The organism is Nonomuraea sp. NPDC005730, from assembly GCF_040630865.1.
In the GTDB taxonomy this organism is placed as follows: Bacteria; Actinomycetota; Actinomycetes; order Streptosporangiales; family Streptosporangiaceae; genus Nonomuraea.
The window spans coordinates 78,479-104,711 of record NZ_JBEXYK010000019.1; the positions used below are offsets into that span (position 1 = coordinate 78,479).

Annotated in this window: 26 protein-coding genes and 1 pseudogene; 12 read left to right on the top strand and 15 right to left on the bottom strand. The window is 71.6% G+C overall.

Annotation, left to right across the window (positions count from 1 at the left end):
• Positions 1-6 precede the first annotated feature (6 nt).
• Genes tal through pgl form a run of 5 tightly spaced genes read left to right on the top strand, consistent with a single transcriptional unit; the run spans position 7 to position 6,028 of the window.
• Positions 7-1,098: a transaldolase gene (tal, locus tag ABZ444_RS23055; protein ID WP_358000256.1), complete on the top strand. Its 1,092-nt coding sequence runs from the start codon at positions 7-9 to the stop codon at positions 1,096-1,098.
• The gene (locus tag ABZ444_RS23060) at positions 1,095-2,711 is read left to right on the top strand and encodes a glucose-6-phosphate isomerase (protein WP_358000259.1); all 1,617 of its coding nucleotides are present in this window, start codon (positions 1,095-1,097) and stop codon (positions 2,709-2,711) included. Before tal ends, ABZ444_RS23060 begins: the two co-directional genes overlap by 4 nt.
• Before the next feature lies 1 nt (position 2,712).
• The gene (zwf, locus tag ABZ444_RS23065) at positions 2,713-4,314 is read left to right on the top strand and encodes a glucose-6-phosphate dehydrogenase (protein WP_358000262.1); all 1,602 of its coding nucleotides are present in this window, start codon (positions 2,713-2,715) and stop codon (positions 4,312-4,314) included.
• Positions 4,314-5,228 (top strand): glucose-6-phosphate dehydrogenase assembly protein OpcA, encoded by a 915-nt coding sequence (locus ABZ444_RS23070; protein ID WP_358000265.1) that lies wholly within the window; start codon positions 4,314-4,316, stop codon positions 5,226-5,228. Before zwf ends, ABZ444_RS23070 begins: the two co-directional genes overlap by 1 nt.
• Before the next feature lie 26 nt (positions 5,229-5,254).
• Positions 5,255-6,028, top strand: a complete 774-nt coding sequence (gene pgl / locus ABZ444_RS23075) for a 6-phosphogluconolactonase (protein ID WP_357983369.1) — start codon at positions 5,255-5,257, stop codon at positions 6,026-6,028.
• A gap of 40 nt (positions 6,029-6,068) precedes the next feature.
• On the opposite strand, the gene add is transcribed toward pgl, so the two are convergent.
• On the bottom strand, positions 6,069-7,088 hold the full coding sequence (add, locus tag ABZ444_RS23080; protein ID WP_358000269.1) for an adenosine deaminase: 1,020 nt from the start codon (positions 7,086-7,088) through the stop codon (positions 6,069-6,071).
• Positions 7,089-7,188: 100 nt separating this feature from the next.
• Here add and ABZ444_RS23085 point away from each other — a divergent pair, with 100 nt between their 5' ends.
• Positions 7,189-7,992 carry a class I SAM-dependent methyltransferase gene (locus tag ABZ444_RS23085; protein ID WP_358000272.1) on the top strand — a complete coding sequence of 268 codons (804 nt, stop codon included), beginning with the start codon at positions 7,189-7,191 and terminating at the stop codon, positions 7,990-7,992.
• A gap of 32 nt (positions 7,993-8,024) precedes the next feature.
• Here the strand turns inward: ABZ444_RS23085 and ABZ444_RS23090 are convergent, their stop codons facing one another.
• Complete coding sequence (locus ABZ444_RS23090; protein WP_358000275.1) at positions 8,025-8,894, bottom strand: oxidoreductase; 870 nt, start codon at positions 8,892-8,894, stop codon at positions 8,025-8,027.
• 39 nt (positions 8,895-8,933) lie between these two features.
• Positions 8,934-9,806: a hypothetical protein gene (locus ABZ444_RS23095; protein ID WP_358000278.1), complete on the bottom strand. Its 873-nt coding sequence runs from the start codon at positions 9,804-9,806 to the stop codon at positions 8,934-8,936.
• Positions 9,807-9,880: 74 nt separating this feature from the next.
• Here ABZ444_RS23095 and ABZ444_RS23100 point away from each other — a divergent pair.
• Positions 9,881-10,297: pseudogene (locus ABZ444_RS23100) on the top strand (Clp protease N-terminal domain-containing protein); the annotation flags it as partial.
• 464 nt (positions 10,298-10,761) lie between these two features.
• Here the strand turns inward: ABZ444_RS23100 and ABZ444_RS23105 are convergent.
• Together ABZ444_RS23105 and ABZ444_RS23110 are read right to left on the bottom strand one after the other, a co-directional pair.
• Complete coding sequence (locus tag ABZ444_RS23105; RefSeq protein ID WP_358000281.1) at positions 10,762-10,995, bottom strand: hypothetical protein; 234 nt, start codon at positions 10,993-10,995, stop codon at positions 10,762-10,764.
• Positions 10,996-11,743: 748 nt separating this feature from the next.
• Positions 11,744-12,067 (bottom strand): helix-turn-helix domain-containing protein, encoded by a 324-nt coding sequence (locus ABZ444_RS23110; protein ID WP_358000284.1) that lies wholly within the window; start codon positions 12,065-12,067, stop codon positions 11,744-11,746.
• Between the two features lie 213 nt (positions 12,068-12,280).
• On the opposite strand from ABZ444_RS23110, the gene ABZ444_RS23115 reads away from it, so the two are divergent.
• Both ABZ444_RS23115 and ABZ444_RS23120 read left to right on the top strand, forming a co-directional pair.
• Positions 12,281-12,664 carry an STAS domain-containing protein gene (locus tag ABZ444_RS23115; protein WP_358000287.1) on the top strand — a complete coding sequence of 128 codons (384 nt, stop codon included), beginning with the start codon at positions 12,281-12,283 and terminating at the stop codon, positions 12,662-12,664.
• A 369-nt stretch (positions 12,665-13,033) separates the two neighbouring features.
• Positions 13,034-13,465, top strand: a complete 432-nt coding sequence (locus ABZ444_RS23120; protein ID WP_358000291.1) for an RICIN domain-containing protein — start codon at positions 13,034-13,036, stop codon at positions 13,463-13,465.
• Positions 13,466-13,803: 338 nt separating this feature from the next.
• Here the strand turns inward: ABZ444_RS23120 and ABZ444_RS23125 are convergent, their stop codons facing one another.
• Both ABZ444_RS23125 and ABZ444_RS23130 read right to left on the bottom strand, forming a co-directional pair.
• Positions 13,804-13,983 (bottom strand): hypothetical protein, encoded by a 180-nt coding sequence (locus ABZ444_RS23125; protein ID WP_358000294.1) that lies wholly within the window; start codon positions 13,981-13,983, stop codon positions 13,804-13,806.
• A gap of 138 nt (positions 13,984-14,121) precedes the next feature.
• Positions 14,122-15,138: a GNAT family N-acetyltransferase gene (locus ABZ444_RS23130; protein WP_358000297.1), complete on the bottom strand. Its 1,017-nt coding sequence runs from the start codon at positions 15,136-15,138 to the stop codon at positions 14,122-14,124.
• A gap of 304 nt (positions 15,139-15,442) precedes the next feature.
• On the opposite strand from ABZ444_RS23130, the gene ABZ444_RS23135 reads away from it, so the two are divergent.
• Both ABZ444_RS23135 and ABZ444_RS23140 read left to right on the top strand, forming a co-directional pair.
• Complete coding sequence (locus ABZ444_RS23135) at positions 15,443-16,819, top strand: FAD-dependent oxidoreductase (RefSeq protein WP_358000299.1); 1,377 nt, start codon at positions 15,443-15,445, stop codon at positions 16,817-16,819.
• 28 nt (positions 16,820-16,847) lie between these two features.
• Entirely contained in the window at positions 16,848-18,452 is a 1,605-nt protein-coding gene (locus ABZ444_RS23140) for an amidohydrolase (protein ID WP_358000302.1), read from the top strand.
• Between the two features lie 49 nt (positions 18,453-18,501).
• On the opposite strand, the gene ABZ444_RS23145 is transcribed toward ABZ444_RS23140, so the two are convergent.
• The 5 genes from ABZ444_RS23145 to gap form a co-directional block, all read right to left on the bottom strand.
• Positions 18,502-18,846 (bottom strand): RNA polymerase-binding protein RbpA, encoded by a 345-nt coding sequence (locus ABZ444_RS23145; protein ID WP_103961760.1) that lies wholly within the window; start codon positions 18,844-18,846, stop codon positions 18,502-18,504.
• Positions 18,847-18,920: 74 nt separating this feature from the next.
• Positions 18,921-19,151, bottom strand: a complete 231-nt coding sequence (gene secG, locus ABZ444_RS23150) for a preprotein translocase subunit SecG (RefSeq protein ID WP_090942947.1) — start codon at positions 19,149-19,151, stop codon at positions 18,921-18,923.
• 99 nt (positions 19,152-19,250) lie between these two features.
• Positions 19,251-20,036: a triose-phosphate isomerase gene (tpiA, locus tag ABZ444_RS23155; protein ID WP_358000305.1), complete on the bottom strand. Its 786-nt coding sequence runs from the start codon at positions 20,034-20,036 to the stop codon at positions 19,251-19,253.
• 1 nt (position 20,037) lies between these two features.
• Entirely contained in the window at positions 20,038-21,225 is a 1,188-nt protein-coding gene (locus tag ABZ444_RS23160; protein WP_358000384.1) for a phosphoglycerate kinase, read from the bottom strand.
• A 37-nt stretch (positions 21,226-21,262) separates the two neighbouring features.
• Positions 21,263-22,267, bottom strand: a complete 1,005-nt coding sequence (gap, locus tag ABZ444_RS23165; RefSeq protein WP_357983413.1) for a type I glyceraldehyde-3-phosphate dehydrogenase — start codon at positions 22,265-22,267, stop codon at positions 21,263-21,265.
• Positions 22,268-22,449: 182 nt separating this feature from the next.
• On the opposite strand from gap, the gene ABZ444_RS23170 reads away from it, so the two are divergent.
• Positions 22,450-23,157 (top strand): hypothetical protein, encoded by a 708-nt coding sequence (locus ABZ444_RS23170; RefSeq protein ID WP_358000308.1) that lies wholly within the window; start codon positions 22,450-22,452, stop codon positions 23,155-23,157.
• A gap of 187 nt (positions 23,158-23,344) precedes the next feature.
• On the opposite strand, the gene whiA is transcribed toward ABZ444_RS23170, so the two are convergent.
• From whiA to rapZ, 3 genes are all read right to left on the bottom strand, one after another.
• Entirely contained in the window at positions 23,345-24,325 is a 981-nt protein-coding gene (gene whiA, locus ABZ444_RS23175; protein ID WP_138714326.1) for a DNA-binding protein WhiA, read from the bottom strand.
• Positions 24,326-24,396: 71 nt separating this feature from the next.
• Positions 24,397-25,353: a uridine diphosphate-N-acetylglucosamine-binding protein YvcK gene (gene yvcK, locus ABZ444_RS23180; protein ID WP_358000387.1), complete on the bottom strand. Its 957-nt coding sequence runs from the start codon at positions 25,351-25,353 to the stop codon at positions 24,397-24,399.
• A gap of 11 nt (positions 25,354-25,364) precedes the next feature.
• On the bottom strand, positions 25,365-26,231 hold the full coding sequence (rapZ, locus tag ABZ444_RS23185; RefSeq protein WP_357705735.1) for an RNase adapter RapZ: 867 nt from the start codon (positions 26,229-26,231) through the stop codon (positions 25,365-25,367).
• Positions 26,232-26,233 lie beyond the last annotated feature (2 nt).

Here is a 26,233-nt window from a genome sequence, read left to right on the forward strand (position 1 = left end):
AAGAAGATGAGCGACAACCTCAACAAGCTGTCCGGCCAGGGCGTTTCCATCTGGCTCGACGACATCAGCCGCGAGCGGCTGCGCACGGCCAACCTCGACCAGCTGATCCGCGAGAAGAACGTCGTCGGGGTCACCTCCAACCCGACGATCTTCGCCGGCGCGCTCAGCAAGGGCGACGCCTACAACGCCCAGCTCCACGACCTGGCCGTACGCGGCGTCACCGTGGAGGAGGCCGTCCGCGCCATCACCACGTACGACATCCGCTGGGCCGCCGACGTGCTGCGCCCGGTCTACGACGCCACCGGCGGCGTGGACGGCCGCGTCTCGCTGGAGGTCGACCCGCGGCTGGCCCGCGAGAGCGAGAAGACCGTGGCCGAGGCCAGGGCGCTGTGGTGGATGGTCGACCGGCCCAACCTGTTCATCAAGATCCCGGCCACCCTTGAGGGCCTGCCCGCGATCACGCAGGCGCTGTCGGAGGGCATCAGCGTCAACGTCACGCTGATCTTCTCCCTGGAGCGCTACCGCGCGGTCATGGACGCCTGGCTGGCCGGCCTGGAGGCCGCGCAGGCCAAGGGCCTGGACCTGGCCACGATCGAGTCGGTGGCCTCGTTCTTCGTCAGCCGCGTCGACACCGAGATCGACAAGCGGCTCGACAAGCTCGGCAAGCCGGAGCTGAAGGGCAAGGCCGGCATCGCCAACGCGCGTCTGGCCTACGCCGCCTACGAGGAGGTCGTCAGCTCCGAGCGCTGGCAGCGCCTGCGTGCCGCGGGCGCCCGTCCGCAGCGCCCGCTGTGGGCCTCGACCGGGGTGAAGAACCCCGACTACTCCGACACCATGTACGTCGACCAGCTCGTCGCCCCCGGCACCGTCAACACGATGCCGGAGAAGACCCTCGACGCCACCGCCGACCACGCCCAGGTCACCGGCGACACCGTACGCCCCTTCTACGAGCAGGCCTGGAACACCATGGCCGCGCTCAAGGACGCCGGCATCGACTACGACGACGTCGTGCGCGTCCTGGAGGAGGAGGGCGTCGAGAAGTTCGAGGCGTCCTGGAACGAGCTGCTGGAGAGCGTCACCAAGAATCTGGTGCCATGATCGAGGTGTCCTACCGCGAGGAGGGGGTGGCCGCGGCCGCCTCCTCCGTCGCGGGGCGCCTCGTCGCCGACGGCGTGCCCGCGCGGCTGGCCGGCGGCGACCCCACGCTGTGGGGTGAGGACGCCGAGGCGGTGGCGGCGGTCCGGCTCGGCTGGCTGACGCTGCCGCGCACCTCCCGCGAGCTCCTTCCCGAGCTGGGCAAGCTCGTGGAGCGGGCGCGCGCCGAGGGCCTGACGAACGTGGTGCTGGCCGGGATGGGCGGCTCGTCGCTGGCTCCCGAGGTGATCTGCCAGACCGCCGACGTGCCGCTGACCGTGCTCGACACGACCGACCCCGCGCAGGTCCGGCGGGCGCTGACCGACCTGCTGGAGTCCACGGTCGTGGTGGTGGCCAGCAAGAGCGGCTCGACCGTCGAGACCGACTGCCACCTGCGCATCTACGAACAGATCTTCACCGAGGCGGGCATCTCGCCCGCCGACCGGATCGTGGTCGTCACCGACCAGGGCTCGCCGCTGGAGCAGCGGGCGATCGACGGCGGCTACCACCTGGTGCTGGCCGTCCCCGACGTGGGCGGCCGCTATTCGGCGCTGTCGGCGTTCGGGCTGGTGCCGAGCGCGCTGGCCGGGGCCGACGTCGAGCGGCTGCTCGACGACGCCGAGGAGGTGCTGCCGCTGCTGTCCCTGGACGCCGGCAACCCCGGCCTCGACCTGGGCGCGGCCCTCGGCGGCGCGGCGCTGGCCGGGCGCGACAAGCTCGTGCTGGAGGACCAGCTCTCCGGCATCAACGGGCTGCCCGACTGGATCGAGCAGCTCGTCGCCGAGTCCACCGGCAAGCAGGGCAGGGGCATCCTGCCGATCGTCAACGCCGACCCCAACCACACCGGCGACGAGCTGGTCGTCGCGATCGAGTCCGACGACGGCGCCGTACGCGTCGACGGGCCGCTCGGCGGCCAGTTCCTGGTCTGGGAGTACGCGACCGCCGTGGCCGGGCTGCTGCTGGAGATCGACCCGTTCGACCAGCCGAACGTGGCCGAGTCCAAGGAGAACACCGCGGCCCTGCTGGCCCTGCCCGACCTGCCGCTCGGCGCGCCCACGCTGGTCGACGGGCCCGTCGAGGTCTACGGCGCGGTCCGCTCCCACGACCTGCCCGGCGTGCTGGCCGAGCTGCTGAAGGCCATCCCGCACGACGGCTACCTGGCCGTGATGGCCTACCTCGACCGGCTGGCCGCCTTCGACGCGCCCGTGCCCGAGGGGGCCGACTTCGAGCAGATGACCGACGCGTGGATGATGGCCGACGCGGCCACGCTGCGCGCCCTGCTCGCCATCCGCACCAACCGGCCGGTGACGTTCGGGTGGGGGCCGCGTTTCCTGCACTCGACCGGCCAATACCACAAGGGCGGGCCGCAGAACGGCGTGTTCCTGCAGATCACGGGCGCGGTGACCGACGACGTCGCCGTCCCGGGACAGCCGTACACGCTGGGACGGCTCCAGCTCGCGCAGGCGCTGGGCGACCTGGCCGCGCTGGAGACCCGCGGACGGCCCGCCGTCCGCCTGCACTTGACGGACCGCGCGACGGGTGTCGCGCATTTGCTCGCAGCCGCACAGGAGGTTTGAGATGACTGACGAAGCATCTCCTGAGGAGGAGGTCGTCGCGGTGGCGGCGGCCGTGGCGAACACCGCCACGACATTGGAGGTCGCCGAGGCCAACCCCTTGCGCGACCCGCGTGACAAGCGGCTGCCGCGGGTGGCGGGGCCGTGCGTGCTGGTGCTGTTCGGCGTGACGGGCGACCTGGCCAAGCGCAAGCTGCTGCCGGCCATTTACGACCTGGGCAACCGCGGCCTGCTGCCGCCCGGTTTCTCGCTGGTCGGTTTCGCCAGGCGCGACTGGAAGGACCAGGACTTCGCGCAGTTGACGCACGACGCGGTCAAGGCGCACGCGCGCACGCCGTTCCGCGAGGAGGTCTGGAAGCAGATCCTCGAAGGCATCCATTTCGTCCCGGGAGAGTTCTCCGACGACGGAGCCTTCGACGCGCTGGCGATGGCGTTGGCGGAGATCGACCAGACCCGCGGCACGGGCGGCAACTACGCTTTCTACCTGTCCGTCCCGCCCAAGTTCTTCCCCGTGGTGGTCGAGCAGCTCAAGCGCACCGGGCTGTCCGACGCGCCCGAGGGGTCGTGGCGGCGGGTGGTCATCGAGAAGCCGTTCGGCCACGACCTGAAGTCGGCCCACGAGCTGAACGAGATCACCACGTCGGCGTTCCCGGAGAGCTCGATCTTCCGGATCGACCACTACCTGGGCAAGGAGACGGTCCAGAACATCCTGGCGCTGCGCTTCGCCAACAACCTGTACGAGCCCATCTGGAACCGCAGCTTCGTCGACCACGTGCAGATCACCATGGCCGAGGACATCGGCATCGGCGGGCGCGCCGGCTACTACGACGGCATCGGCGCGGCCCGCGACGTGATCCAGAACCACCTGCTCCAGCTGCTCGCGCTGGTCGCCATGGAGGACCCGACCTCCTTCGACGCCTCGGCGCTGCGCCGGGAGAAGGAGAAGGTGCTCAAGGCGGTGCGGCTGCCGTCCAACCTGGGGCTCAACACCGCCCGCGGCCAGTACGCGGCCGGGTGGCAGGGCGGCGAGAAGGTCGTCGGCTACCTCCAGGAGGAGGGCATCTCCGTCGAGTCGACCACCGAGACGTACGCGGCCGTCAAGCTGGAGATCGCCAACCGGCGGTGGGCCGGAGTGCCGTTCTACCTGCGTACCGGCAAGCGGCTGGGCCGCCGGGTCACCGAGGTGGCCGTGGTGTTCCAGCGGGCGCCGCACCTGCCCTTCAGCAAGACCGACACCGAGATCCTGGGCCAGAACGCCCTGGTCATCCGCGTGCAGCCGGACGAGGGCATCACCGTGCGGTTCGGGTCGAAGGTCCCGGGCACCGCCATGGAGGTGCGCGACGTGTCCATGGACTTCGCCTACGGCGAGTCGTTCCTGGAGTCCTCGCCCGAGGCGTACGAGCGGCTGCTGCTCGACGTCATGATCGGCGACCCGCCGCTCTTCCCGCACCAGCGCGAGGTCGAGCTGTCCTGGACGATCCTCGACCCGATCGAGGACTTCTGGGCCACGCAGGGACAGCCCGAGGGCTACGAGTCGGGCTCCTGGGGCCCGGAGTCGGCCGACGCGATGATGGCGCGCGACGGCCGCGTGTGGAGGAGACTCTAGTGACGACTTTCATGCTGTCGGACACGACGGCCGGCAAGATCGCGGCGCAGCTCATGCTGCTGCGCCACCAGATGGGCGCGCCCGCCATCGGCATGGTGCTGACCCTCGTGGTGGTCTCCGAGGAGCGCCACCAGTACGACGCGCTGCGCGCCGCCACCGAGGCGGCCCGCGAGCACCCCTCGCGCGTCATCGTGGTGATCAAGCGGGAGGAGGCCGAGCCCAACCGGCTCGACGCCGAGCTGCGCATCGGTGAGAACACGCCGGGCGAGGTCGTGGTGCTGCGCCTGTACGGCGAGCTGACCCAGCACGCCGACTCCGTGGTCAGCCCCCTGCTGCTGCCCGACACCCCCGTGGTGGCCTGGTGGCCGGGCGCGGCCCCCGACGTGCCGTCCAAGGACGCGATCGGCGCCCTGGCGCAGCGGCGCATCACCGACGCCAAGGGCTTCGAGAACGGCGGCGCCGCGTCGCTGGTCACCCGCGCCAAGGGGTACGCCCCCGGCGACACCGACCTGGCCTGGGCCCGGCTGACGCCGTGGCGCAGCCTGCTGGCCGCGGCGTTCGACCAGCCGGTGGGCAAGGTGCGCAAGGGCGTCGTGGAGGCCAGCCCCGGGCACCCGAGCGCGCCGCTGCTGGCGGCCTGGCTGTCGGAGCGGCTGGGCGCGCCGGTCAAGGTGGGCGAGTCGGCCGGTCCCGGCCTGACCGCCGTACGGCTGCAGACCGGCGACGGCGAGCTGTCGGTCATGCGTTCCGACGCGCGCTTGGCCACCCTGTCCCGTCCCGGTCAGCCCGACCGGAACGTGGCCCTGGCCAGGCGGCACACCTCCGAGCTGATGGCCGAGGAGCTGCGCCGGCTGGACAGCGACGAGGTCTACGAGGCCGCCGTCAAGCGCTTCGCCCGTACGTACAAGGGCTGACCCCCTCCACTTGAGAAAGAAGTGTCGTGAGCGTTCCCAACGTTGTCGTGCACCGCGACGCCGACGTCCTGGCCAAGGCCGTGGCGGCGCGCATCATCACGCGCCTGGTCGACGTGCAGTCGGCCAAGGGGTCGGCCTCGATCGTGCTGACCGGTGGCACGGTCGGCATCGCCACGCTGGCCGCCATCGCCGCCACGCCCGCCCGTGACGCCGTCGACTGGCGGCGCCTGGACGTCTGGTGGGGCGACGAACGTTTCGTGCCCACCGGCGACAAGGAACGCAACGAGACCGGCGCCCGCCAGGCGCTGCTCGACCACGTGGACCTGGACCCCGGCCGGATCCACGTCATGCGCGGCCCCGACTCCGGCATGACGGCCGAGGAGTCGGCCGAGGCGTACGCCGCCGAGCTGCGCGCCGCGGCCCGCCCCGAGGACCACGGGCCGGTGCCCGCCTTCGACGTCATGCTCCTCGGCATGGGCCCCGACGCGCACGTGGCCTCGCTGTTCCCCGGCATGCCCGCCCTGTACGACACGCGCCCGGTCGTCTCCGTGCACGGCTCCCCCAAGCCGCCTCCCACCCGCATCTCCCTGACCCTGCCCGCCATCCAGGCGGCGCGCGAGGTGTGGGTGGTGGCGGCCGGCGAGGAGAAGTCGGGCGCGGTACGCCTGGCCCTGTCGGACTCGGGACACGTCCAGGTGCCGGCCGCCGGCGCCCGCGGCCGAGCCGGCACCCTGTTCCTGCTCGACCGCGCCGCCGCCGCCAAGATCCCCCCAGAACTGGGCCGCCTGGCCTCCCCCTGACCTCAGGCGCGGGTCGCGGGCGCACGACGCTTCCTGGCCGTCAGATGTCGGCGGTCAGGGTGTCGATCTCCTTGAGGAGGGTCTGCTTGCGGTCGGCGGCCAGGTAGGAGGCGTTCACGGCGTTGCGGGCGAGTTGGGCCAGCTCGGTGGCGCCGAGGCCGAGCACGTGGGCGGCGGCGCGGTACTCCCCCGCCAGCGTGGTGGCGAACATGGGCGGGTCGTCGCTGTTGAGGGTGACGTACAGGCCCTCCTCCAGCATCCGGGGCAGCGGGTGGGCGGCGAGGTCGGGCACCTGGCCGGTGCAGACGTTCGAGGTGGGGCAGACGTCCAGGGGGAGCTGGGTCTCGCGCAGGTGGGCGACCAGGCGGGGGTCGGACAGGCAGTTGATGCCGTGGCCGATGCGCTCGGCGCCGTAGCCCTCGATGACCTCCCACATCGTCTCGGGGCCGCTCATCTCGCCGCCGTGCGGGACGCTGTGCAGGCCGGCGGCGCGGGCGGCGGAGAAGGCGTCGCGGTAGGCGTCGCGGTACTTGGGGCGGTCCTGTTCGATGCCTCCGATGCCGAAACCTACCAATGCGGCGGGAGGTTCGCGCAGAGCGTGGTCGACGGTGATCCGGGCGGCCTCCTCGCCGTACTCGCCGGGGATGTCGAAGATGTAGGCCATCTCCACGCCGTGGTCGGTCAGGGAGCGCCGGGCGGCCAGGTCGAGGGCCTCGGTCACCTCGCGCATGGGCATGCCGACCATGTGGTGGGCGTACGGGGTGACCTGCAGCTCGGCGTACCGGCCGCCCTGCCCGGCGAGGTCCCTGGCCAGGCCGAGGACGAGGGTGGCGACGTCCTCCGGATCGCGGACGAGGCTGTTGACGGCCTGGTAGACGCGGGCGAAGTGGGGGAAGTCGAGGAAGGTGTAGAAGCGGCGCAGTTCCTCCTCGGAGGTCGGGACCTCGCTGCCGGGATGCCGCCGGGACAGCTCCAGCACGGTGTCGACCGAGGCCGATCCGACCAGATGTACGTGCAGTTCCACCTTGGGCAGCGCGTCGATGAAGGCGTCGATGGTCATGGCGAAGACCATAAGCCTGAGATTTCCCCTTAAAACAGAGAAAGGGGCGAAATTTCACCTTAAAATGTCAGGATTCGTGCCGCGGGGTAGGCTCCTGTCCGTGAGGGATCCCGAGGCCTACGACCGCGGCTTCGCGCGGCTCAGCTCGCACACCGTCCAGCCCCTGCTCGCCGCCGTGACCCGCGGCCCCGACGTGACCGCAGGCGCCGCCGTGACCCCCGGTCCGGAAGGCCGGGTGGAGCGGCGTCCGGAGCGGGTACTCGATGTCGGATGTGGCACCGGCGTGGTGACGGCGGCCGCGCTCGCGGCCGGCGCCCAGGTCACCGCCGTGGACGCCGACCCCGCCATGCTGGAGCTGGTCGCCCGCCGCCACCCCGCCGCCACGGTCCGCCGGGCCACCCTGCCCGTCCTGCCGTTCGAGGACGCCTCCTTCGACGCCGTGGCGGGCAACTTCGTCGTCAACCACGTCGCCGACGTCCCGGCGACGCTCGCGGAGTTGCGCCGGGTGCTGCGTCCCGGCGGCGCCGTCGCGCTGACCTGGTGGAAGTCCGACGAGATGACGGCCACGAACGTCTTCGCCGAGGCCCTGGCGGCGGCGGGGGTGCCGTACGAACCTCCGGTCCGCCCCTTCGCCGCCGTGGAGCGGCCGGAACGCTTCGCCGGGCTGCTGGCGGAGGCGGGTTTCACGGCCGTGGACGTGCGGACGCTGCGCTGGCGGCACCGGGTGGACGTCACCGCCTGGTGGAGCGGCGTGGTCGAGGCGGGCGGCCCGCGCTTCGAGACGATCGCCCGCCGGCCGCCGGAGACCTACGCCCGCGTCCGGGCCTGCTACGACCGCCTTGCCGCCCCGTACGCCACCACGGGTTTCCCCGTCTGCGCCCACCTGGCCCGCGGCCTGCGCTGACCGGCTCGTGCTCCAGGGCTGCGGCGCGTTCTTCAGCGGTGGGCGATCTCCTCGAACCGTACGCCCGTGAGCTGCGCGGACACCTCCCACAGCCGCCGGGCGACCTCCTCGGACCTGGCCGTCTCCGAGGGCGTGAGCAGCTTCAGCCGGGGGCCGACGTACTCGCCGCCGGTGATGTCCGGCGAGGTGGCGGCGTACAGGGAGGGGGCGGCGCCGGCGTCGGCCGACTGCAGGAACAGGCGCAGGAGGGGCTGCAGGGGCCCCAGCTTGACGAAGCGGGTCGCGGTGGCACCCGGGTGGGTGGCCACGCTGATCAGGCCCGCACCGGCGCTGCTGGCCCGCCGCTGGAGCTCCAGGACGAAGAGCAGGTTGGCGAGCTTGGACCGTCCGTACGCGCTCATCCGGCGGTAGCCGCGTTCCAGCGCGAGGTCGTCGAAGTCGAGCCGGCCCATGGAGTGCGCGTCGCTGGAGACGGTGACCACACGGGCGTGCGGGGCGGCCAGGAGCCGTGGCAGGAGCAGCCCGGTGAGCGCGAAGTGGCCGAGGTGGTTGGTGCCGAACTGCAGCTCCCAGCCATCCTTGGTCACCTGACGGGGGATGAGGCCGATCCCGGCGTTGTTGACCAGCAGGTCCACCTTGTCCACCGTGTCGGCGAAGCGCCGGATCGAGGACTGGTCGGCCAGGTCGAGGGCGCCGTACGCGACGTCGGCCCCCGGCACGGCCCGCCGGATCTCCGTCACGGCGGCCTCGCCCTTGTCCGCCGAGCGGGCGGCCACGACGACGCGCGCTCCGTGCCGGGCCAGCTCGCGGGCGGTGGGCAGGCCGATGCCGCTGTTGGCGCCGGTCACGATGGCCGTTGTGCCGGTGAGGTCCGGGATGTCGGCGGGCGTCCAGGGGGCCATCGCCCCTCCTTGCAGGTGTACGAACGCGTTTCGTGCACCTTAGTCCAGTCGGCGGCGGGCGTGGCGCTCCTCGCGGCGGGTGACCTCCAGACGTTGCCGGACCTCTTCCAGCCGCTTGCGTGCCTTGGCGAGCTTGCGTTCCAGCCGGGCTACCTTCTCGGCGCGCTCGTCGTAGTCGCGGGTGACCGACTCCAGGGCCTCGGCCCACTCCCGGTGGGCGGCCTCTGCCTCCGCGCGCTCCTTCGCCTTCGCGGCTTCCTTGGCCTCCTTGGCCTCCTTGGCCTCCTTGGCCTCCTTGGCCTCCTTGGCCTCTCGGGCCTGCCTGGCCTCGGCCTCCGCCCGCGCCCGCGCCTCGGCCGCCGCGTCCTTCCCGGCCCCTCCCCGCCCACGCGACGCGGGCCGGGGCCCGCTGGAGGGCGCGGCCGCGGGTGCGGTGGCGGGTGCGGTGGAAGGGGCGGGGGCGAAGCCGCTGTAGCTGAGCGGTTTGGCCAGGCGGCCGGCCCGCACCTGGTCGGCGGCGCCGGCGTCCACGACGGCGGCGTCCAGTGTCTGGTCCACCTCGGAGGCGGCCGCCGCCGACAGGCCGCCGGCCTGCCTGGCCAGCCTCGCCACCTTGGCGGTCGCCTCGCCACGCGACCGGGTCAGCTCGGCCAGCGCTTCGGCGTCCTGCGCCTGCCAGGCCGCGCGCAGCCGCTCCCCCACGCCGAGCAGTTCGTTCAGCTCGGCGGAGTACTCCCGGGCCAGCCTGTTGACCGCCCAGGCCGAGACGGTGGGCTTGCGCAGCTTCGCGATGTCGCGCGAGAGCCGTACGTCGCCCGCCTCCTTGGCCGCGCGGACCTCGGCCGCGCGGGCGGCGGTGAACTCCGCCGGCGGGACTGCGTAGAGGCGGCCGGCCACCTCGTCAAGATCCACACAGGACAAATACCCCACACGGCGCGGTTTGTAGCGCATAGTGGAGGCAGCCCCAGTCGAACGGAGGCCCCCCGGTGTTCGAACGCTTCACCGACCGTGCGCGCAGGGTCGTCGTGCTCGCCCAGGAGGAGGCGCGGCAGATGAGCCACAACTACATCGGCACGGAACACATCCTGCTGGGCCTCATCCACGAGGGCGAGGGGCTGGCCGCGCTGGTGCTCGACGGCTGCGGCGTGGAGCTGGAGCACGTACGGACCTTCGTGGAGCGCGAGGTGGGCCGCGGGGCCAGCTCCCCGAGCGGGCACATCCCCTTCACCCCGCGCGCCAAGAAGGTGCTGGAGCTGTCCCTGCGCGAGGCGCTGCAGCTGCGCCACAACTACATCGGCACCGAGCACATCCTGCTCGGGCTGATCAGGGAGGGCGAGGGGCTGGCCGCCCAGGCTCTGGCGGACACCGGCGCCGACCTGGCCGACGTCCGGCAGCGCCTGCTCGACCGGGTGGGCCGCGGCACCAGGGAACGGCCGACGGAGGTGTACTTCGGCGGCGGCTCGGTGCTCGCCGAACGGCTCACCCGCATCGAGGAGAGCCTGGAACGCATCGAGCGCCACCTGGGCATCGGCCCCGCCGCCGCCGAGCCCGAGCCCGGCAAGCCCGAAGATCGCGAGGAGGGCCTGGGCTGAGGCCCGCTCGCCGACCGGAAGCCCCATGTCCGGGATCCACACATCGCGCACGTCAGGCGGGCTGGGCGCACCGGCCGATCCGCTTGGCCTGGAGCGGTGGTGCCAGGGCTCTCCGCCTCCACCACATGTGCCTGACCAGTAGTAACGGAAGTAGATCCGCATCGCGGCAGGCACGTCGGCCATTCCGCGGACCGCGCCGGTCAGATCGCACCACGGAGGCCGCAAAGTCCGCACAGCAGCAGATCACGCCCGTCGGCCTGGCGCGTTCACCGCGGTCAGGAGTGGGCGGCGCGGATCTCCGTCACGGTGAACTCGTCGACGATGTGCCTGTTCTGCACCAGGAACCCCACCACTCCCGCCACCGCCTCCGCGCCCAGGGCAGCCCCCACGCGTGCGCTCAACAGGTAGACGAGAGGCGTCGCCGGCTGGGTGAGGGTGAGGTCGCGGTCGTGGCGGTGCACGTCCTGCAACGCCCTGATCGGGATCGGCCGCTCTGTGGTGAACCACACCGCGACCTCCCAGAGCGGCTGCGCCGGACCGGCGTCGGCGCAGGCGTGATAGCAGGCGACGCAGCCACGCCCGGCATGCCGACCATGCGGGCAGGTCCACTGGGCGACGTCGGCCGCGCTCTGGGGCTGGGCGCCCAGGACGGCTGCTTCGGTGACGCGGCGGCGTACCCGCCTTGACCGGTCCTCCCACGGAGAGACGGAGTCGCTGCTGATGATCGGATCCCTTCGCGGCTACACCCCAATACGCCCAAGCCTAGTCTCGTTACCAGCTCTGTGTCCGAGCCGCGGGCGCCGCCCGGCGAGATCCTTGCCCGAAGGCAATGGCTTGATGGCCGGCACCGCCTGGATCGGTGCGGTCGGCCGGCGGGGCGAGGAGGCGGCTGATCGCAATACAGCCCGCGACGGCTCAGAACCGGCGGCGCGGCCTCCACGACTCGCGGAGAGCTCATTGGACGCGGTACGCACGCCGGTAGGCGCCCTGGTCGCCCGCAGCCGGCCGGTGCGGAAGCGGGCGTCGATCATGACGAGCTGGTCCACCCACGCCAGGTTCTCGCGCAGGTTGTCCCTAACCGGTGCGTCCGGGATGAACCCGGTCGTACAGACACAGGCCATCGCCACATGTCGCGGCCGGGTCGACTTCAGCCATGTCCAGGTACTCACAGGTCAGCCGGCCGGAGCTGCACGGATGCTCCTTAATCGCTCAAGCGGCGGCGTCGTGGTCGTCTGGGTGGTCGGGTCATGGCCACGGTCAGTTGTCCTGGTGCGCCTTCTCGGGCAGGTCTCGCTCGGTGAACATGTCCACCAGCAGCCGGATGGGCAGTTCCGCCTCGGTGGGATAGCGGAAATGCTGGTCCAGGTTGAGGTTGTAGTGGTTGCGGCGGCCCACCCGCTCGCGGACGACATAGCCGCCCTGATGCAGGTCGGAGACGATGCTCTGCACGGTGCGCTCGGTGATGTCCAGGGTCGCGGCGATGTCGCGGAGCCGGGCCTCCGGATGGCGGGCGATCTCCAGCAGCACCCGGGCGTGATGGGTGAGGAAGGTCCATGGGCGCTCGTCCGCACGGCGGGCCACCGCTTCATCGGTTCGTGCTTCCACTGACGTGTCGGAGATACGCATTCCGACAGCATTTCACGAAGGGGCTGTGCGGAAAACTCTTTCCGGTATTGTGTTTCGGGATTACAGTTGGGTGTGCCCCGGCAAGCACACGGTCCCCGACATCGGGGAGAAGCGATGCCCATCACCGGAAGCAGCCATCGTGAACCACCAAACCGAGGGGGCATAGTCATGACCCCGCTACTGATCGACTCCTGGGACACACCCGGCGCGGTGGTGGTCACCGTGGCGGGCGAGATCGACACCACCAACGCCCTCCGCCTACAGGAGTACCTGACCCGGGCGGCGCGGGCCGGCCTTCCGCTGGTGCTCGACTTCGCCGCGATGACCTTCATGGACAGCAAGGGACTGCAGGTCCTGGTCCACTTGGACGACGAACTGCGCACGCTCGGAAGCGGTCTGCAGCTGGCGGCCGTCCAGGGCATCCCCGCCCGGCTCCTGGAGATCACCGGCGTAGCGGACTTCCTGACCATCCACCCCAGCGTCGACCGTGCCCTGACCGCACTGGACGAGCCGAACGCGGACGACTCCTTGCCCGAGCGGAACCCCGCCTGACCACTCGCCTGCGCGAGGTACCCAGATGCACGCCCGGGGCCGTGCGCAGCCCGTCCGGCTTCGACAGGCGGCCCGCGGCGACATGCCGTCGGCGCGGCGCACGGGCGTCCCCGCGGGCACCTGTCACTGGCGGAATCCTCCATGGCGCCCCTCTCCTGTGCCCGGGATCACTGGCGCAGTGCGTATTTGTGCGCCGACCGACCAGCCCTGCGGCGTGTGTACTACCCGAGGCCCGCAATCCGGCGGGCCTCTTCATCAAGGGGATGCATGTTCACGTCAAGAAGACTGAGACGTACCGCCGCTTGCGCCGCCGCCCTGTGCGTAACGGGAATCGGTGCCTCGCTCGCCTCGCCGGCGCAGGCGGCCACCGTGTACAAGGAGCTCGAATATCGCGGCAACGCCTCCAAGCTGGTCCTGACCGCGGAAGCCAACTTCAACGGCTCCTTCGTCCTGCTGAAGGCCGACACCAACAGCGCGCTCGGCCAATGGGCGCAGACCGCGACCACCTCCTCCGGCGGCGGGCAGCCCGCCTTCGTCTACACGCTGCGGGCCAGCCTGGAGACGGGCTCTCCGCTGTGCCTCACCGCCAAGAACACCGTGGACGTGGTCGTGGCCGCGTGCGACAACACCGACAGCCAGAAGTGGTTCCACCCCACCGCCGTGTCAGGCCCTGGCGGCACCCTGCCGACCAAGAACGTCGCCAACCTCCGGCACCTGGGGCAGAGCCAGTCTCCTCAGGCGACGTCGCTGTCGCTGTTCGGGCCGATCGGCGTGCACTTCTGGGCCAAGCGCACCGCCTGAGCCATCGAGGTGGCCAGGCGCGACGCCCGGCACCGATCAAGCCCCCGACCCGGTCCGGGCCGGGGGCTTGATGCACTCGTCGCCGTCCGGAGCCGGGCGTCACCGAGCTGGTGGGCGAGGAACTCCGGGCGCGCGGCAGAGCGAACGCCGGCGTCGATGACGACGACGACCCGGGCGTCGTGGATTTTGAGGCCCCTCCGGGAACGCTCGCGACGGTCAGTCGTTGAGCTTCCATGTCTTGCCGTTCGGGTCCACGGCGCGTGTGGAGCCTGCGACGGCGATCGGGGCGCACGATCCAGGGCGGGCTGCTGACGGAGATCCGGGTGGCCTGACCACCCTCAAGGGCCCAGCCCGTCCCGGTCCACCGCTGAACGGGAGGCCAGGCCCGGCAGCTGCTGCCACTCCTCTGCCTTGACGCCCTGGACCGGACGGGCATGCGACGGCACCCTCATGGCCGAGACGGCGAAGGCGGTGGCCGCCGGGGTGAGGGCGATACCACCGAGAGCCAGGACCGCCATGCAGGAGGACGGGGCGCGCGGGAGACCGTACAAGGTGAACCTTCTGGCGGGCCGCGGGCACCGAAACTCTCCGATCACCGCAGGCTCTGGCCGCCGTCGCCGGGGGTTGCGCGGCCCGGGGCCGCGCACTTTCGCGTTTCACACCATGGCGGCGACGGACAGGCGGGCCTCGATCACGCCGGGATCGTCGGTGAGGCCGACGGCGGCCCCCAGGCCGGCCATGAGCCGGTGCATGCGGGTGTTGTCCGACAGCATGGTGGCGCGGATCTCGGCGAAGCCGTGGTTGCGGGCGGTGTCGATGAGGATGCGGGCGAGCGCGGCGCCCAGGCCGCGGCCCTGCCAGCTGTCCTCGACGAGGAAGGCGAGTTCGGCGGCGCCGGGGTCGGCGCGGTACATGAGGCTGGCCAGGGCGATGACCTGGCCGTCGTGGCAGGCGACGATGGATTCGCCGCGGTCGCGGTCGCACAGCCGGTCGAACAGGCGCGGGGGCAGGGACGGCATGGCGGTGAAGTAGCGGAAGCGACGCGAGGCGGGGGTGCAGCGGTCGTGAAGGTCGCGCACGGCCTCGCGGAAGGCGGGCGTCAGGGGGCGGACGTCGACCTCGGTGTTGTCGGCCAGGCGCAGGGACCGGTCGGTGCCGGCGGGCTCTGTGGGGGGCTGGGCGAGCCGGACGAAGGCGGCGGCGCGAGCGGCCTCGGTGAGGGTGAAGGGCAGCTCGTGGCGGCGCAGCTGGATGACGCGCTTGGGAGCGACGGGAATGACGAGCTGGTGGGGGTCGGGCAGTTCGCTCACGTGCTCACCGTAGGCCCAGCGGGCGGAGTCGGCGCGCAGCAGGTCGGCCAGGATCGCGGGCAGGCGCCATGGCTGGGCGTGCAGGCGGGCGGCGAGGAGGAGGGCGCGAGTGGTCTCGTCGGCGAGCTCGTGGGCGGCGGCGGGAACGACGTGGACGCGGCGTCCACCGGCGGCTGTCAGGGCGGCGGCGACGTCTTCGGCGGGGGCGGGGACCTCGGCGACGAACTCGTCGACGGTGCCGGTGGTGTCGGGCTGGACGGACAGGCCGAGGATGTTGCCGCCGCGCTCGGCCAGGGCGGTGGCGAGGGAGGCGAGGCGTCCGGGTCGCTCGTCGACGGTGGCGCGGATGCGCATGTAGGCCATGGGGTCCCCTTCCGTTGTGGTTCCAGCGTGGAAGAGGCGTGTTACGGGGTTGCTACACGGTAGTGGCTCCGCCGTTTCGTTTGCCGATGTTGGCCAGATATAGGCATGTTTGTGTCTCTTGGTGGTGCTTCGCCCCATGCCAGGTGCTGCCGCGGCGTGCCGGCCAGGGGCGAGGGCTGCCGTCCTGTGGCTCGTCCACCGTGGTCATGCCGGGGACGTGTCACGTGCCCGCCAACGACGGGTTTCATCACGAATTTCGTCGTGAGATGCGCCACCTAATCCCGATATAGCAGGATATGGGGCCATGAATGCGCGAGTTCCCTTGTCGTCCGGATTCGTCAACGGTGACGTGTCCTTCTGGTACCGCTCGTCCGGGGTGCCGGAGCCCGGTCCGCGGCTCGACGGCGACCTGCAGGCCGACGTGGCGATCGTCGGGGCCGGCTACACGGGGCTGTGGACCGCGTACTACCTCAAGAAGGCCCGCCCCTCGCTCCGGGTGGTGCTGCTGGAGCAGGAGTTCGCCGGGTTCGGCGCCTCGGGGCGCAACGGCGGCTGGCTGACCGGCGACCTGGCCGGCTCCCACGAACGGTACGGCTCGGACGCCCGCCGCCTGCAGCGCGAGATGTACGCCTCCATCGACGAGGTCATCGCCGTCTGCGAGAACGAGTCGATCGACTGCGACATCGTCAAGGGCGGCGTGGTGAACGTGGCCCGCACCCCCGCCCAGGCCGACCGGCTGCGCGCCTCGGTGGCCGCCGCCCGCGCCTGGGGCATCGAGGAGGCGGACCTGCGCCTGGCCGACCCCTCGGAGCACGTACGCGTGGCGGGCGCCCTGGCGGCCTCCTGGAGCCCCCACTGCGCCCGCATCCAGCCCGCCAAGCTGGCCCAGGGGCTGGCCAGGGCCGTACGCGACCTCGGCGTCCCGGTCTATGAGCGCACCCCGGTGACCGAGATCGCCCCCGGCCGGGCGGTGACCCCGTACGGGACAGTCAGGGCGGCGCACGTCATCCGCGCCACCGAGGGCTTCACCGCCCGCCTGAACGGCCTGCGCCGCCAGTGGCTGCCCATGAACAGCTCCATGATCGTCACCGAGCCCCTCCCCGCCTCCTTCTGGGACGAGGTCGGCTGGCGGGGCGCCGAACTGCTCGGCGACCTCGCGCACTACTACATGTACGCCCAGCGCACCGCCGACGACCGCATCGCCTTCGGCGGCAGGGGCCGTCCCTACCTGTACGGCTCCCGCATCGACGCCCGCGGCCGCACCCACGAGTGGACGGTCGAGGCCCTGTGGCGGCTCCTGGTCGACTTCTTCCCCGAGGCCCGCTCCTCCTCGGTCGCGCACGCCTGGTCGGGCGTGCTCGGCGTGCCGCGGGACTGGTGCTCGACCGTGCACGTGGACCGCGCGACCGGCCTCGGCTGGGCCGGCGGGTACACCGGACACGGCGTGACCACGACGAACCTCGCCGGACGCACGCTCCGTGATCTCATACTCGGGGAGGAGACGGAGCTGACGTCGCTGCCGTGGGTGGGGCGCAAGGTGCGCTCCTGGGAGCCCGAGCCGCTGCGCTGGATGGGGGTGCACGCGATGTACCGCCTGTACCGGGTGGCCGACCACCGGGAGCGTTCCATGCCCCGCACCTCGGCCCTGGCCCGCTTCGCCGACCTGATCACCGGCCACTGACCCCGCACTGAGAAAAGGGAGAACCTCCATGAACATCCTCTTCCGCGGTGGCGGCGCCTTCATCGGCGGCGCCGTGCGGCGCGACGCCGTGCTGGTGCGGGACGGGGTGATCGCCGCCGTCGGCCCGGAGGGCGAGCTGTCCCGCCGCGCCCCCGGCCACGACACCGTCGACCTGGACGGCGGCCTGCTCACCCCGGGCTTCGTCGACGCGCACATGCACCCAGTACAAGCCGGACTCGAACGAGCAAAGTGCGACTTGTCAGAGATTTTCGGCCTAGACACCTACATAGCCAAGATCTCCGACTACGCCACGAAAAATCCAGAAAAAGAGTGGATCGACGGCGGAGGCTGGGACATGTCAGCCTTCCCCAACGGCCTCCCCCACCGCTCCCAGCTCGACTTCCTCGACCGGCCGGCCTACCTGATCCAGCGTGACCACCACGCCGCCTGGGTCAACTCCCGCGCCCTCGACCTGGCCGGCATCACCCGGGACACCCCCGACCCCGCCGACGGCAGGATCGAGCGCGACGCCGACGGCACCCCGTCCGGCGTCCTGCACGAGGGCGCGATGGACCTCGTCGGCCTGCTGGCGCCCCGGCCCACCGCCGAGGACCAGGCGCGGGCGCTGGCCGAGGCCGAGCGGCACCTGTTCTCGCTGGGCGTCACCGGCTGGCAGGACGCCATAGTGGGCTCGTACGCCGGCTCGGACGACCAGCTTCCCACCTACCTCGACGCCGCCCGCGCGGGCCGGCTGCGCGCCCGCGTGGTGGGCGCGCTGTGGTGGGACAGGACGCGCGGCGAGGACCAGATCGAGGACCTGGTCCGCAGGCGGGCCGCCGCCGAGGGGCTGGACCGGTTCGCCGCCACCTCGGTCAAGATCATGCAGGACGGCATCACGGAGAACTTCACCGCCGCGACGCTGGAGCCGTACTGCCGGTGCGGCGGCACGGGCCTGTCCTACGTCGACCCCGGCAAGCTCAAGCGGTACGTCGCCGAGCTGGACCGGCTGGGCTTCCAGGTGCACTTCCACGCCATCGGCGAACGCGCCGTGCGCGAGGCCCTGGACAGCTTCGAGGGCACCGATCCGGCCAACCGCCACCACATCGCCCACCTGCAGATCATCGAGCCCTCCGACGTGCCGCGCTTCGCCGCGCTCGGCGTCACGGCCAACCTGCAGCCCCTGTGGGCCACCCACCACGCCCAGATGGACGAGCTGACGCTGCCGTTCCTGGGTGAGCCGCGCTCGTCGTGGCAGTACCCCTTCAAGGATCTCCAGGCGCACGGCACCCGGTTCTGCGCGGGCAGCGACTGGCCGGTCTCCGACGCCGACCCGATCCAGGGCATGCACGTGGCGGTGAACCGTACCGAACCGGGCGGATCGGTGCACGCGGGCTATCCGACGGCGCAGACGCCGTTCCTGCCCGGCCAGCGCCTCGACCTGGCCACGGCGTTGACCGCGTACACCGAGGGGTCGGCCTGGATCAACCGCTCGCCGGCGGGCGTGATCGCGCCCGGCCGCCCGGCCGACCTGGTGGTGCTCGACCGCGACCCCTTCGAGCTGCCCCCGGCCGACATCTGGACGACGCGGGTGCGCATGACGTTCGTCGACGGCGTGGCGGTGCACGGCCGGTGACGCGCGAAGGGCCCCGGTGACCAGCACCAGGGCCCTTCCGCCGGCTCGCCTACCAGGGGGACTTGTTGTTGCGCAGGCGCTCCAGTGCCTCCTCGAGGATCGCCTTGCCGTCCTTGTCGCTCCGGCGCTCCTTCACGTAGGCCAGGTGCGTCTTGTACGGCTCGTTCTTGGGCGGGGCAGGCGGAGCCTCCTCGTCCTGGCCTGCGGGGAGGCCGCAACGTGGGCAATCCCACGTCTCGGGGACCGCCGCGTCGCTGGCGAAACTGGGGCGCGTCTCGTGCATGTTGGCGCACCAGAACGAGACCCGCACTCTCGGAGCTGCCTCGCCGCGCTCGGCCTCCCCCATAGGGCCGGCGCCGACTCGGCTGCCACGGATCGCGTTGCCACTACCCACGGATGAACTCCTCGCTCGATCGCCCCGCGTCGTGACACGGGGGGAGAATCACTGTCACGCGTTAATCAGTTGTCTCAGGGCCGCATGAGCAGGCCGAGAGCGATGATGCAGACGAACCAGACGGTGCCCGTGATGACGGTCAGCCGGTCGAGGTTGCGCTCCACCACCGAGGAACCACCGAAGTTCGACGAGAAACCGCCGCCGAACATGTCAGACAGGCCGCCACCCTTGCCCTTGTGGAGCAGGACGAGCAGGATCATGAGACCGCTCGCCAGGATGAGGGCGATGGAGATTCCGATTTCCACGGTATGCCTGTTCCTTCAGTGCTCTGTTACGCGTGACGATTCAAACTTGCCTCTTGAGGGTACGGCCTGGTGTCAAGTCGCACCCTCAGAACGACTCAGTTAGCCAGGCAATTCGGAGAATCGGCAGATCTTGGCGAACTCCCCGGCATCGATGCTGGCACCGCCCACGAGCGCGCCGTCGACATCGGGTTGAGCCATGATCCCCACGATATTGCCGGACTTGACCGAGCCACCGTAAAGGATACGGACCGCGGAGGCCACTTCGGGGTCGTAGAGCTCCGCGAGTCTCACCCGCAACGCTCCGCAGACCTCCTGGGCGTCCTGCGGGGTGGCCACCTCGCCCGTGCCGATCGCCCACACGGGCTCGTAGGCCACCACTATCGATTTTGCCTGCTCGGCGCTGATTTTGCGCAGGGCGCCGTCGAGTTGACCGAGACTGTGCGCGATGTGGCCGCCCTCTTGGCGCACGGCCAGCCCCTCGCCCACGCACAGGATGGGCGTGAGCGAGTGCCGGTAGGCCGCCTGCACCTTGGCGTTGACGACGTCGTCGTCCTCGGCGTGGTACTGGCGGCGCTCGGAGTGGCCGATGACCACGTAGGTGCAGCCGAGCTTGGCCAGCATGACGCCCGACACCTCGCCGGTGTAGGCGCCGGCGTCGTGCTGGGACAGGTCCTGGGCCCCGTAGACGATGCGCAGCTTGTCGCCGTCGACCAGCGTCTGGACGCTACGCAGGTCGGTGAAGGGCGGCAGGACGGCCACGTCGGCCTTGTCGAAGTCCTTGTCGCTGAGCGCGAACGCCAGCTTCTGGACCAGGGCGATGGCCTCAAGGTGATTGAGGTTCATCTTCCAGTTGCCGGCGATGAGCGGCTTGCGCTGCTGGGCCACCTCAGTCCTCCAGAGCCGCGAGTCCGGGAAGGGTCTTGCCCTCAAGGTATTCCAGGCTGGCCCCGCCGCCGGTGGAGATGTGCGAGAAACCGTCCTCGGGCAGGCCCAGCCTGCGCACGGCCGCCGCGGAGTCGCCGCCGCCGACCACCGTGAAGGCGTCGGAGCCGATGAGCGCCTCGGCCACCGCCCTGGTGCCGCCGGAGAACGCGTCGAACTCGAACACGCCCATCGGCCCGTTCCAGAAGACGGTCTTGGCGTCGGCCAGCTTGCTCGCGAACAGCTCGCGCGTCTTGGGCCCGATGTCGAGCCCCTGGCGGTCGGCCGGGATCGCGGTGGCCTCGACCACCTCGTGCTCGGCGTCGGCCGCGAAGGTGACGGCCGCCACCACGTCGACCGGCAGCACGAGGTCGACGCCCCGCTTGCCGGCCTCGGCGAGGAAGCCGCGCACCTGGTCGAGCTGGTCCTCCTGGAGCAGCGACCGGCCCACCTCGTGGCCCTGGGCCTTGAGGAAGGTGTAGGCCATGCCGCCGCCGATCAGCAGCCGGTCGACCTTGGTCAGCAGGTTGGCGATGACGCCCAGCTTGTCGGAGACCTTGGCCCCGCCCAGGACGACCACGTAGGGACGCTCGGTGTCCTCGGTCAGCCTGCGCAGCACCTCGACCTCGGCCACGACCAGCCCGCCGGCCGCGTGCGGCAGCAGCTTGGGCACGTCGTAGACGCTGGCGTGCTTGCGGTGCACCGCGCCGAACCCGTCGCCGACGTAGAGCTCGGCCAGACCGGCCAGCTTCTCGGCGAACGCGCCGCGGGCGGCGTCGTCCTTGGACTCCTCGCCGGGCTCGTAGCGCAGGTTCTCCAGCAGGGCGACCTGGCCCTCCTGGAGGGCCTCGACCGTCTGCCGCGCGCTGTCGCCGACCACGTCGGTGGCGAAGGCGACGTCCTGGCCGAGCAGCTCACCCAGGCGGGCGGCCACCGGCCTGAGCGAGTACTCGGGGGCGACCTTGCCCTTGGGCCTGCCCAGATGGGCGCAGACGACGACCTTGGCGCCGCGCCCGGCCAGCGCCTGGATCGTCGGCACCGACGCGCGGATGCGGCCGTCGTCGGTGATCTTCTCCCCGTCGAGCGGGACGTTGAGGTCGGCGCGCACGAGCACGCGCCGCCCCTTGACGTCGAGATCGTCGAGCGTGCGCATGCTCATGCTCCTGTCCCCGCAGCGGCCTCGACCACGCTCACAGGCCGCGGCCGACCAGCTCGATCAGGTCGGCGAGGCGGTTGGAGTAGCCCCACTCGTTGTCGTACCAGCCGACGACCTTGACCTGGTTGCCGATGACCTTGGTGAGGCCGGCGTCGAAGATGCAGGAGTGGGGGTCGGTGACGATGTCGGAGGAGACGATCTCGTCCTCGGTGTAGCTGAGGATGCCCTTGAGCGGGCCCTCGGCGGCGGCCTTGATCGCGGCGTTGACCTCCTCGGCGGTGACCTCGCGGCTGACGTCGACGGTGAGGTCGGTGGCCGAGCCGGTGGGGATCGGCACGCGCATGGCGAAGCCGTCGAGCTTGCCCTTGAGGTCGGGCAGCACCAGGCCGATGGCCTTGGCGGCGCCGGTGGAGGTGGGCACCACGTTGAGGGCGGCGGCGCGGGCGCGGCGCAGGTCCTTGTGCGGGCCGTCCTGCAGGTTCTGGTCCTGCGTGTATGCGTGGATGGTGGTCATCAGACCCTTCTCGATGGTGAAGGTGTCGTGGATGACCTTGGCCATCGGGGCCAGGCAGTTGGTGGTGCAGGACGCGTTGGAGATGATCGTGTGGCTGGCCGGGTCGTAGACGTCCTCGTTGACGCCCATCACGATGGTGACGTCCTCGTTCTTGGCCGGCGCGGAGATGATGACCTTCTTGGCGCCGTTGTCGGCGTGCACCTTGGCCTTGGAGGCGTCGGTGAACAGGCCGGTCGACTCCACCACGACGTCGACGCCGAGGTCGCCCCAGGGCAGCTTGGCCGGGTCGCGCTCCGCGAACGCCTTGATCGCCTTGCCGTCGACGGTGATCTCGTCGCTGGAGGCCTTCACCTCGTACGGCAGACGGCCCAGGATGCTGTCGTACTTCAGCAGATGGGCGAGCGTCGCGTTGTCGGTCAGGTCGTTGACCGCGACGATCTCGATGTCCTTGCCGCTGGCGGCGACCGCGCGCCAGAAGTTGCGACCGATGCGGCCGAAGCCGTTGACGCCTACGCGGATGCTCACGGAAACCGATCTCCTCGAACAGATGGCGGTTGAATCTCAACCACGAACACTATCGGACCCAAATTGGTTTAGACCACTTCAGGTGCCGCCCTGCGTATCCCCGTTCAGGGGGCACAATTTGCGAGCTTCGAGTAAAGTGCCCGACTCGTCGGAGTAAATTCGTGCATTCTCTGGGGGCTGAGATGTCACATAAGCGGTCCGGCCTGCTTCCTGGACTGATCGCGGGGCTGGTCGCCGCGCTGGTCTGCGCGGCGGCCCTGGGGTTCGCGGTGCTCTTCCAGGACCGGCTGCCGAAGGCCGTCGCCACCCTGGGCAACGGCCACGCCCTGTCGGTGACGCTGTCGCTCCTGATCGCGCTGCTGGTCGCCCTGGCCGTGGGCGCGGCCCGTCCGCGCAACCGGGCGCTGCCGGTGGTGGCCGCCCTGTACGCGGCGGCGGCCGTCGCCGGCGGCCAGATCTCGGGCGTGTCCATCATGATCGGCGCCGCGCGGAGCACCCCCGCGACCGGCGCGCCCTCCTCCCCGCGGCTCGGCGACATCACGGCGGCCAACGCAGGTGAGGGACTTCCCCGCGCCCTGGCGGTCTACCGCGAGCCGCTCGCGCAGACGTGGCAGATGTGGCTGTACATCGCGGTCGCCGCCGTGGCCGCGCTCCTGCTGGTCACGCTGCGCGTCTTCCGCGTACGCCGCGCCGACCGGGCAGCCCTGGCCCAGGAGGCGGCGGAGGAGGCCGGGCAGGAGTACCGGGCGCCCTTCGAGCCCGCACAACCGCCCGCCCACTCGTCCGCCCACTCGTCCGCCCACTCGTCCGCACAGTCGCTCGCGCAGTCGCCCGTGCAGGAGGCCGCGCCCGCGGACCTGTTCACGCCGCGCAAGCCCGCCAGGGACTGACGGCAGCCCGTTCGGTCGCCGTCGGGCGGCCCACGGCGCGCTTCGTCACGGCGAGCGGCCCGTGAGCCCTCACGACCGGCCATGACGGGCGTACAGGGACGTCGGCGCGTGCGGGGCACCGCGCGGAGCCGTACAGGATGGGGGTCTCCCGGACGGCGCCGCGGGCGCCCGCACGGCGGCGAGCCCGCTACGGCGCCAGCATGTCGACGGTGAGGTTGGCCTCGGTGTTGGGGATGCCCAGGTCGGAGGCGCGCTTGTCGGCCATCGCCAGCAGCCGCCTGATGCGCCCTGCGATGGCGTCCTTGGTCAGCGGCGGGTCGGCGATCTGGCCCAGCTCCTCCAGCGACGCCTGCTTGTGCTCCACCCGCAGCCGCCCGGCCACCACCAGGTGGTCCGGCGCCTCCTCGCCGAGGATCTCCAGCGCGCGCTGCACCCGCGCGCCCGCCGCGACGGCCGCCCGCGCCGAACGCCGCAGGTTGGCGTCGTCGAAGTTGGCCAGCCGGTTGGCGGTGGCCCGCACCTCGCGGCGCATCCGGCGCTCCTCCCAGGCCAGCACGCTGTCGTGCGCGCCGAGGCGGGTGAGCAGCGCGCTGATCGCGTCGCCGTCGCGGACCACGACGCGGTCGACGCCGCGCACCTCCCGGGCCTTCGCATGAATCTTCAGCCGCCGGGCCGAGCCGACCAGCGCGAGCGCGGCCTCCGGCCCCGGGCAGGTGACCTCCAGGGACATCGAACGCCCCGGCTCGGTCAGCGAGCCGTGCGCCAGGAAGGCGCCCCGCCAGGCCGCCTCGGCGTCGCAGGCCGCGCCCGCCACCACCTGCCGGGGCAGGCCGCGCACCGGGCGCCCGTGGTTGTCGATCAGGCCCGTCTGCCGGGCCAGCGCCTCACCGTCGCGGTAGACGCGCACCACGTAGCGCGAGCCCTTGCGCAGCCCGGCCGGCGCGAGCACGAGCACCTCGGCCTTGTGGCCGAACACCTCGCCGATGTCCTTGATCAGCCGCCGCGCGGTGGCGTTGGTGTCGAGCTCGGCCTCGATCACGATGCGGCCGCCCACCAGGTGCAGGCCGCTGGCGAACCGCAGCAGCGTGGACACCTCCGCCTTGCGGCAGCACGGTTTCAGCACCGGCAGGCGGCTCAGTTCGTCCTTCACCACACCTGTCATCGCCATAAGCGTTAGTCCTTCCCCCATTCAGACCGGCCCCGCCAGTCTCTCGCACCTTCGCGCCACGCCGACCAGGATCAACGCTTCTGGAGGAAAATCTCGTCCAGGACGGAGGCAAGACGTCGTGGGTCATGCCGGGGCGAGCCGTCGGCCGCGGCCACGTCGGCCAGGACGAGCCGGGCGCCGAGCGCCGCCGCGGCCTTGTCCAGGGCGTCGAGGTCGTCGACCACGCCGGTGTCGGCCAGCACGACGTCGAAGGCCAGGTCGGGGGCGTGCTGGCGGAGCACCTCCAGGTGCTGCTGGGGGGAGAAGTCGTCGGTCTCGCCCGGCTGGGGGGCCAGGTTGAGGGTGACGAGCCGCTTGGCCTTGCTGTCGTGCAGCGCGCGGGCCAGCTCGGGGACCTTCAGGTGCGGCAGCACGCTGGTGAACCACGAGCCCGGCCCGAACACCAGCCAGTCGGCCTCGTGCACCGCGGCGACCGCCTCGGGACGCGCGGGCGGGTCTTCGGGCACCAGGGAGATGGCCTGCACCCGGCCCGGCGTGAGCGCGCAGGCGACCTGGCCGCGCACGGTCGAGGTGACGCCGTCGAGCTCGACCTCGGCCACGATGTCGAGCGGCACCGAGGCCATCGGCAGCACCCGGCCGTGCGCGCCGAGCAGCCGGCCCACCCAGTCGAGGCCGGCCACCGAGTCGCCGAGCAGTTCCCACAGCGCCACGATCAGCAGGTTGCCGACGGCGTGCCCGTGGAGCTCGCCCTCACTGCGGAAGCGGTGCTGGACGACCTCGCTCCAGGTGATGCCCCACTCGTCGTCGCCGCACAGCGCGGCCAGCGCCATGCGCAGGTCGCCGGGCGGCAGCACGCCGAGCTCGCGGCGCAGCCGGCCGCTGGAGCCGCCGTCGTCGGCCACGGTCACCACCGCGGTCAGCCGGTCGGTCACGACCCGTAAGGCCGACAGCGAGGCGTAGAGCCCGTGGCCGCCGCCGAGGGCCACCACGTGGGGACCGTTCAGCGGGTGGGGCAGCCCCGCCTCCATACGTTCATGGGTCACTCCCGCCCCACATCCCGGTGACTGACCTGGACCTCCATGCCGCGGTCACGCAGGCGGGCGGCGACCTGCTCGGCCATGGCCACGCTGCGGTGCTTGCCGCCCGTGCAGCCCACGGCCAGGGTCGCGTAGCTCTTGCCCTCGCGGGCGTAGCCGGTGGCGACCACCTGCAGGACCTCCTCGTAGGCGTCGAGGAACTCCTTGGCGCCCGGCTGGCCGAGCACGTAGTCGCTGACCGGCGCGTCGAGGCCGTTCATCGGCCGCAGCTCGGGCACCCAGTGGGGATTGGGCAGGAACCGGCAGTCGACGACGAGGTCGGCGTCGACCGGCAGGCCGTACTTGAACCCGAACGAGACGACGTTGAGCCGCAGCCCCGGGCGGTCCTCGCCGCCGAAGTAGGCGACGATCTTGTTGCGCAGGTCGTGCACGTTGTGGGACGAGGTGTCGATCACCAGGTCGGCGTTGGCCCGCACCTCGCGCAGGATGCCGCGCTCGCGGGTGATGCCGTCGACCAGGCGGCCCTCGCCCTGCAGCGGGTGGGGCCGGCGGACGTTCTCGAACCTGCGCACCAGCTCCTCGTCGCTGGCCTCGAGGAAGACGACCCGTACGCGAACGCCGCGGCCCTCCAGCTCCTCGATGGCCGCGTTGAGGTCGGTGGTGAAGGCCAGGCTGCGCACGTCGACGACCGCGGCCACCTTGTCGGCGGCCAGCTTGACCTTGCCCGCCTCCTCCGCCATCGCGAACAGCAGCCCCGGCGGCAGGTTGTCGATGACGAACCAGCCCAGGTCTTCCAGCGCCTTGGCGGCCGTGCTGCGCCCCGCCCCGGACATGCCGGTGACGATGACGAACGCCGGCTCGGTGCTCATGG

Bases quoted from the DNA above. Each gene is read 5' to 3' on its own strand.
- tal (WP_358000256.1), top strand. From the start codon at position 7: ATGAGCGACAACCTCAACAAGCTGTCCGGCCAGGGCGTTTCCATCTGG.
- ABZ444_RS23060 (WP_358000259.1), top strand. From the start codon at position 1,095: ATGATCGAGGTGTCCTACCGCGAGGAGGGGGTGGCCGCGGCCGCCTCC.
- zwf (WP_358000262.1), top strand. From the start codon at position 2,713: ATGACTGACGAAGCATCTCCTGAGGAGGAGGTCGTCGCGGTGGCGGCG.
- add (WP_358000269.1), bottom strand. From the start codon at position 7,088: ATGACCATCGACGCCTTCATCGACGCGCTGCCCAAGGTGGAACTGCAC.
- ABZ444_RS23090 (WP_358000275.1), bottom strand. From the start codon at position 8,894: ATGGCCCCCTGGACGCCCGCCGACATCCCGGACCTCACCGGCACAACG.
- ABZ444_RS23115 (WP_358000287.1), top strand. From the start codon at position 12,281: ATGACCCCGCTACTGATCGACTCCTGGGACACACCCGGCGCGGTGGTG.
- ABZ444_RS23125 (WP_358000294.1), bottom strand. From the start codon at position 13,983: ATGGCGGTCCTGGCTCTCGGTGGTATCGCCCTCACCCCGGCGGCCACC.
- ABZ444_RS23130 (WP_358000297.1), bottom strand. From the start codon at position 15,138: ATGGCCTACATGCGCATCCGCGCCACCGTCGACGAGCGACCCGGACGC.
- ABZ444_RS23135 (WP_358000299.1), top strand. From the start codon at position 15,443: ATGAATGCGCGAGTTCCCTTGTCGTCCGGATTCGTCAACGGTGACGTG.
- ABZ444_RS23140 (WP_358000302.1), top strand. From the start codon at position 16,848: ATGAACATCCTCTTCCGCGGTGGCGGCGCCTTCATCGGCGGCGCCGTG.
- ABZ444_RS23160 (WP_358000384.1), bottom strand. From the start codon at position 21,225: ATGCGCACGCTCGACGATCTCGACGTCAAGGGGCGGCGCGTGCTCGTG.
- ABZ444_RS23170 (WP_358000308.1), top strand. From the start codon at position 22,450: ATGTCACATAAGCGGTCCGGCCTGCTTCCTGGACTGATCGCGGGGCTG.
- whiA (WP_138714326.1), bottom strand. From the start codon at position 24,325: ATGGCGATGACAGGTGTGGTGAAGGACGAACTGAGCCGCCTGCCGGTG.
- yvcK (WP_358000387.1), bottom strand. From the start codon at position 25,353: ATGGAGGCGGGGCTGCCCCACCCGCTGAACGGTCCCCACGTGGTGGCC.
- rapZ (WP_357705735.1), bottom strand. From the start codon at position 26,231: ATGAGCACCGAGCCGGCGTTCGTCATCGTCACCGGCATGTCCGGGGCG.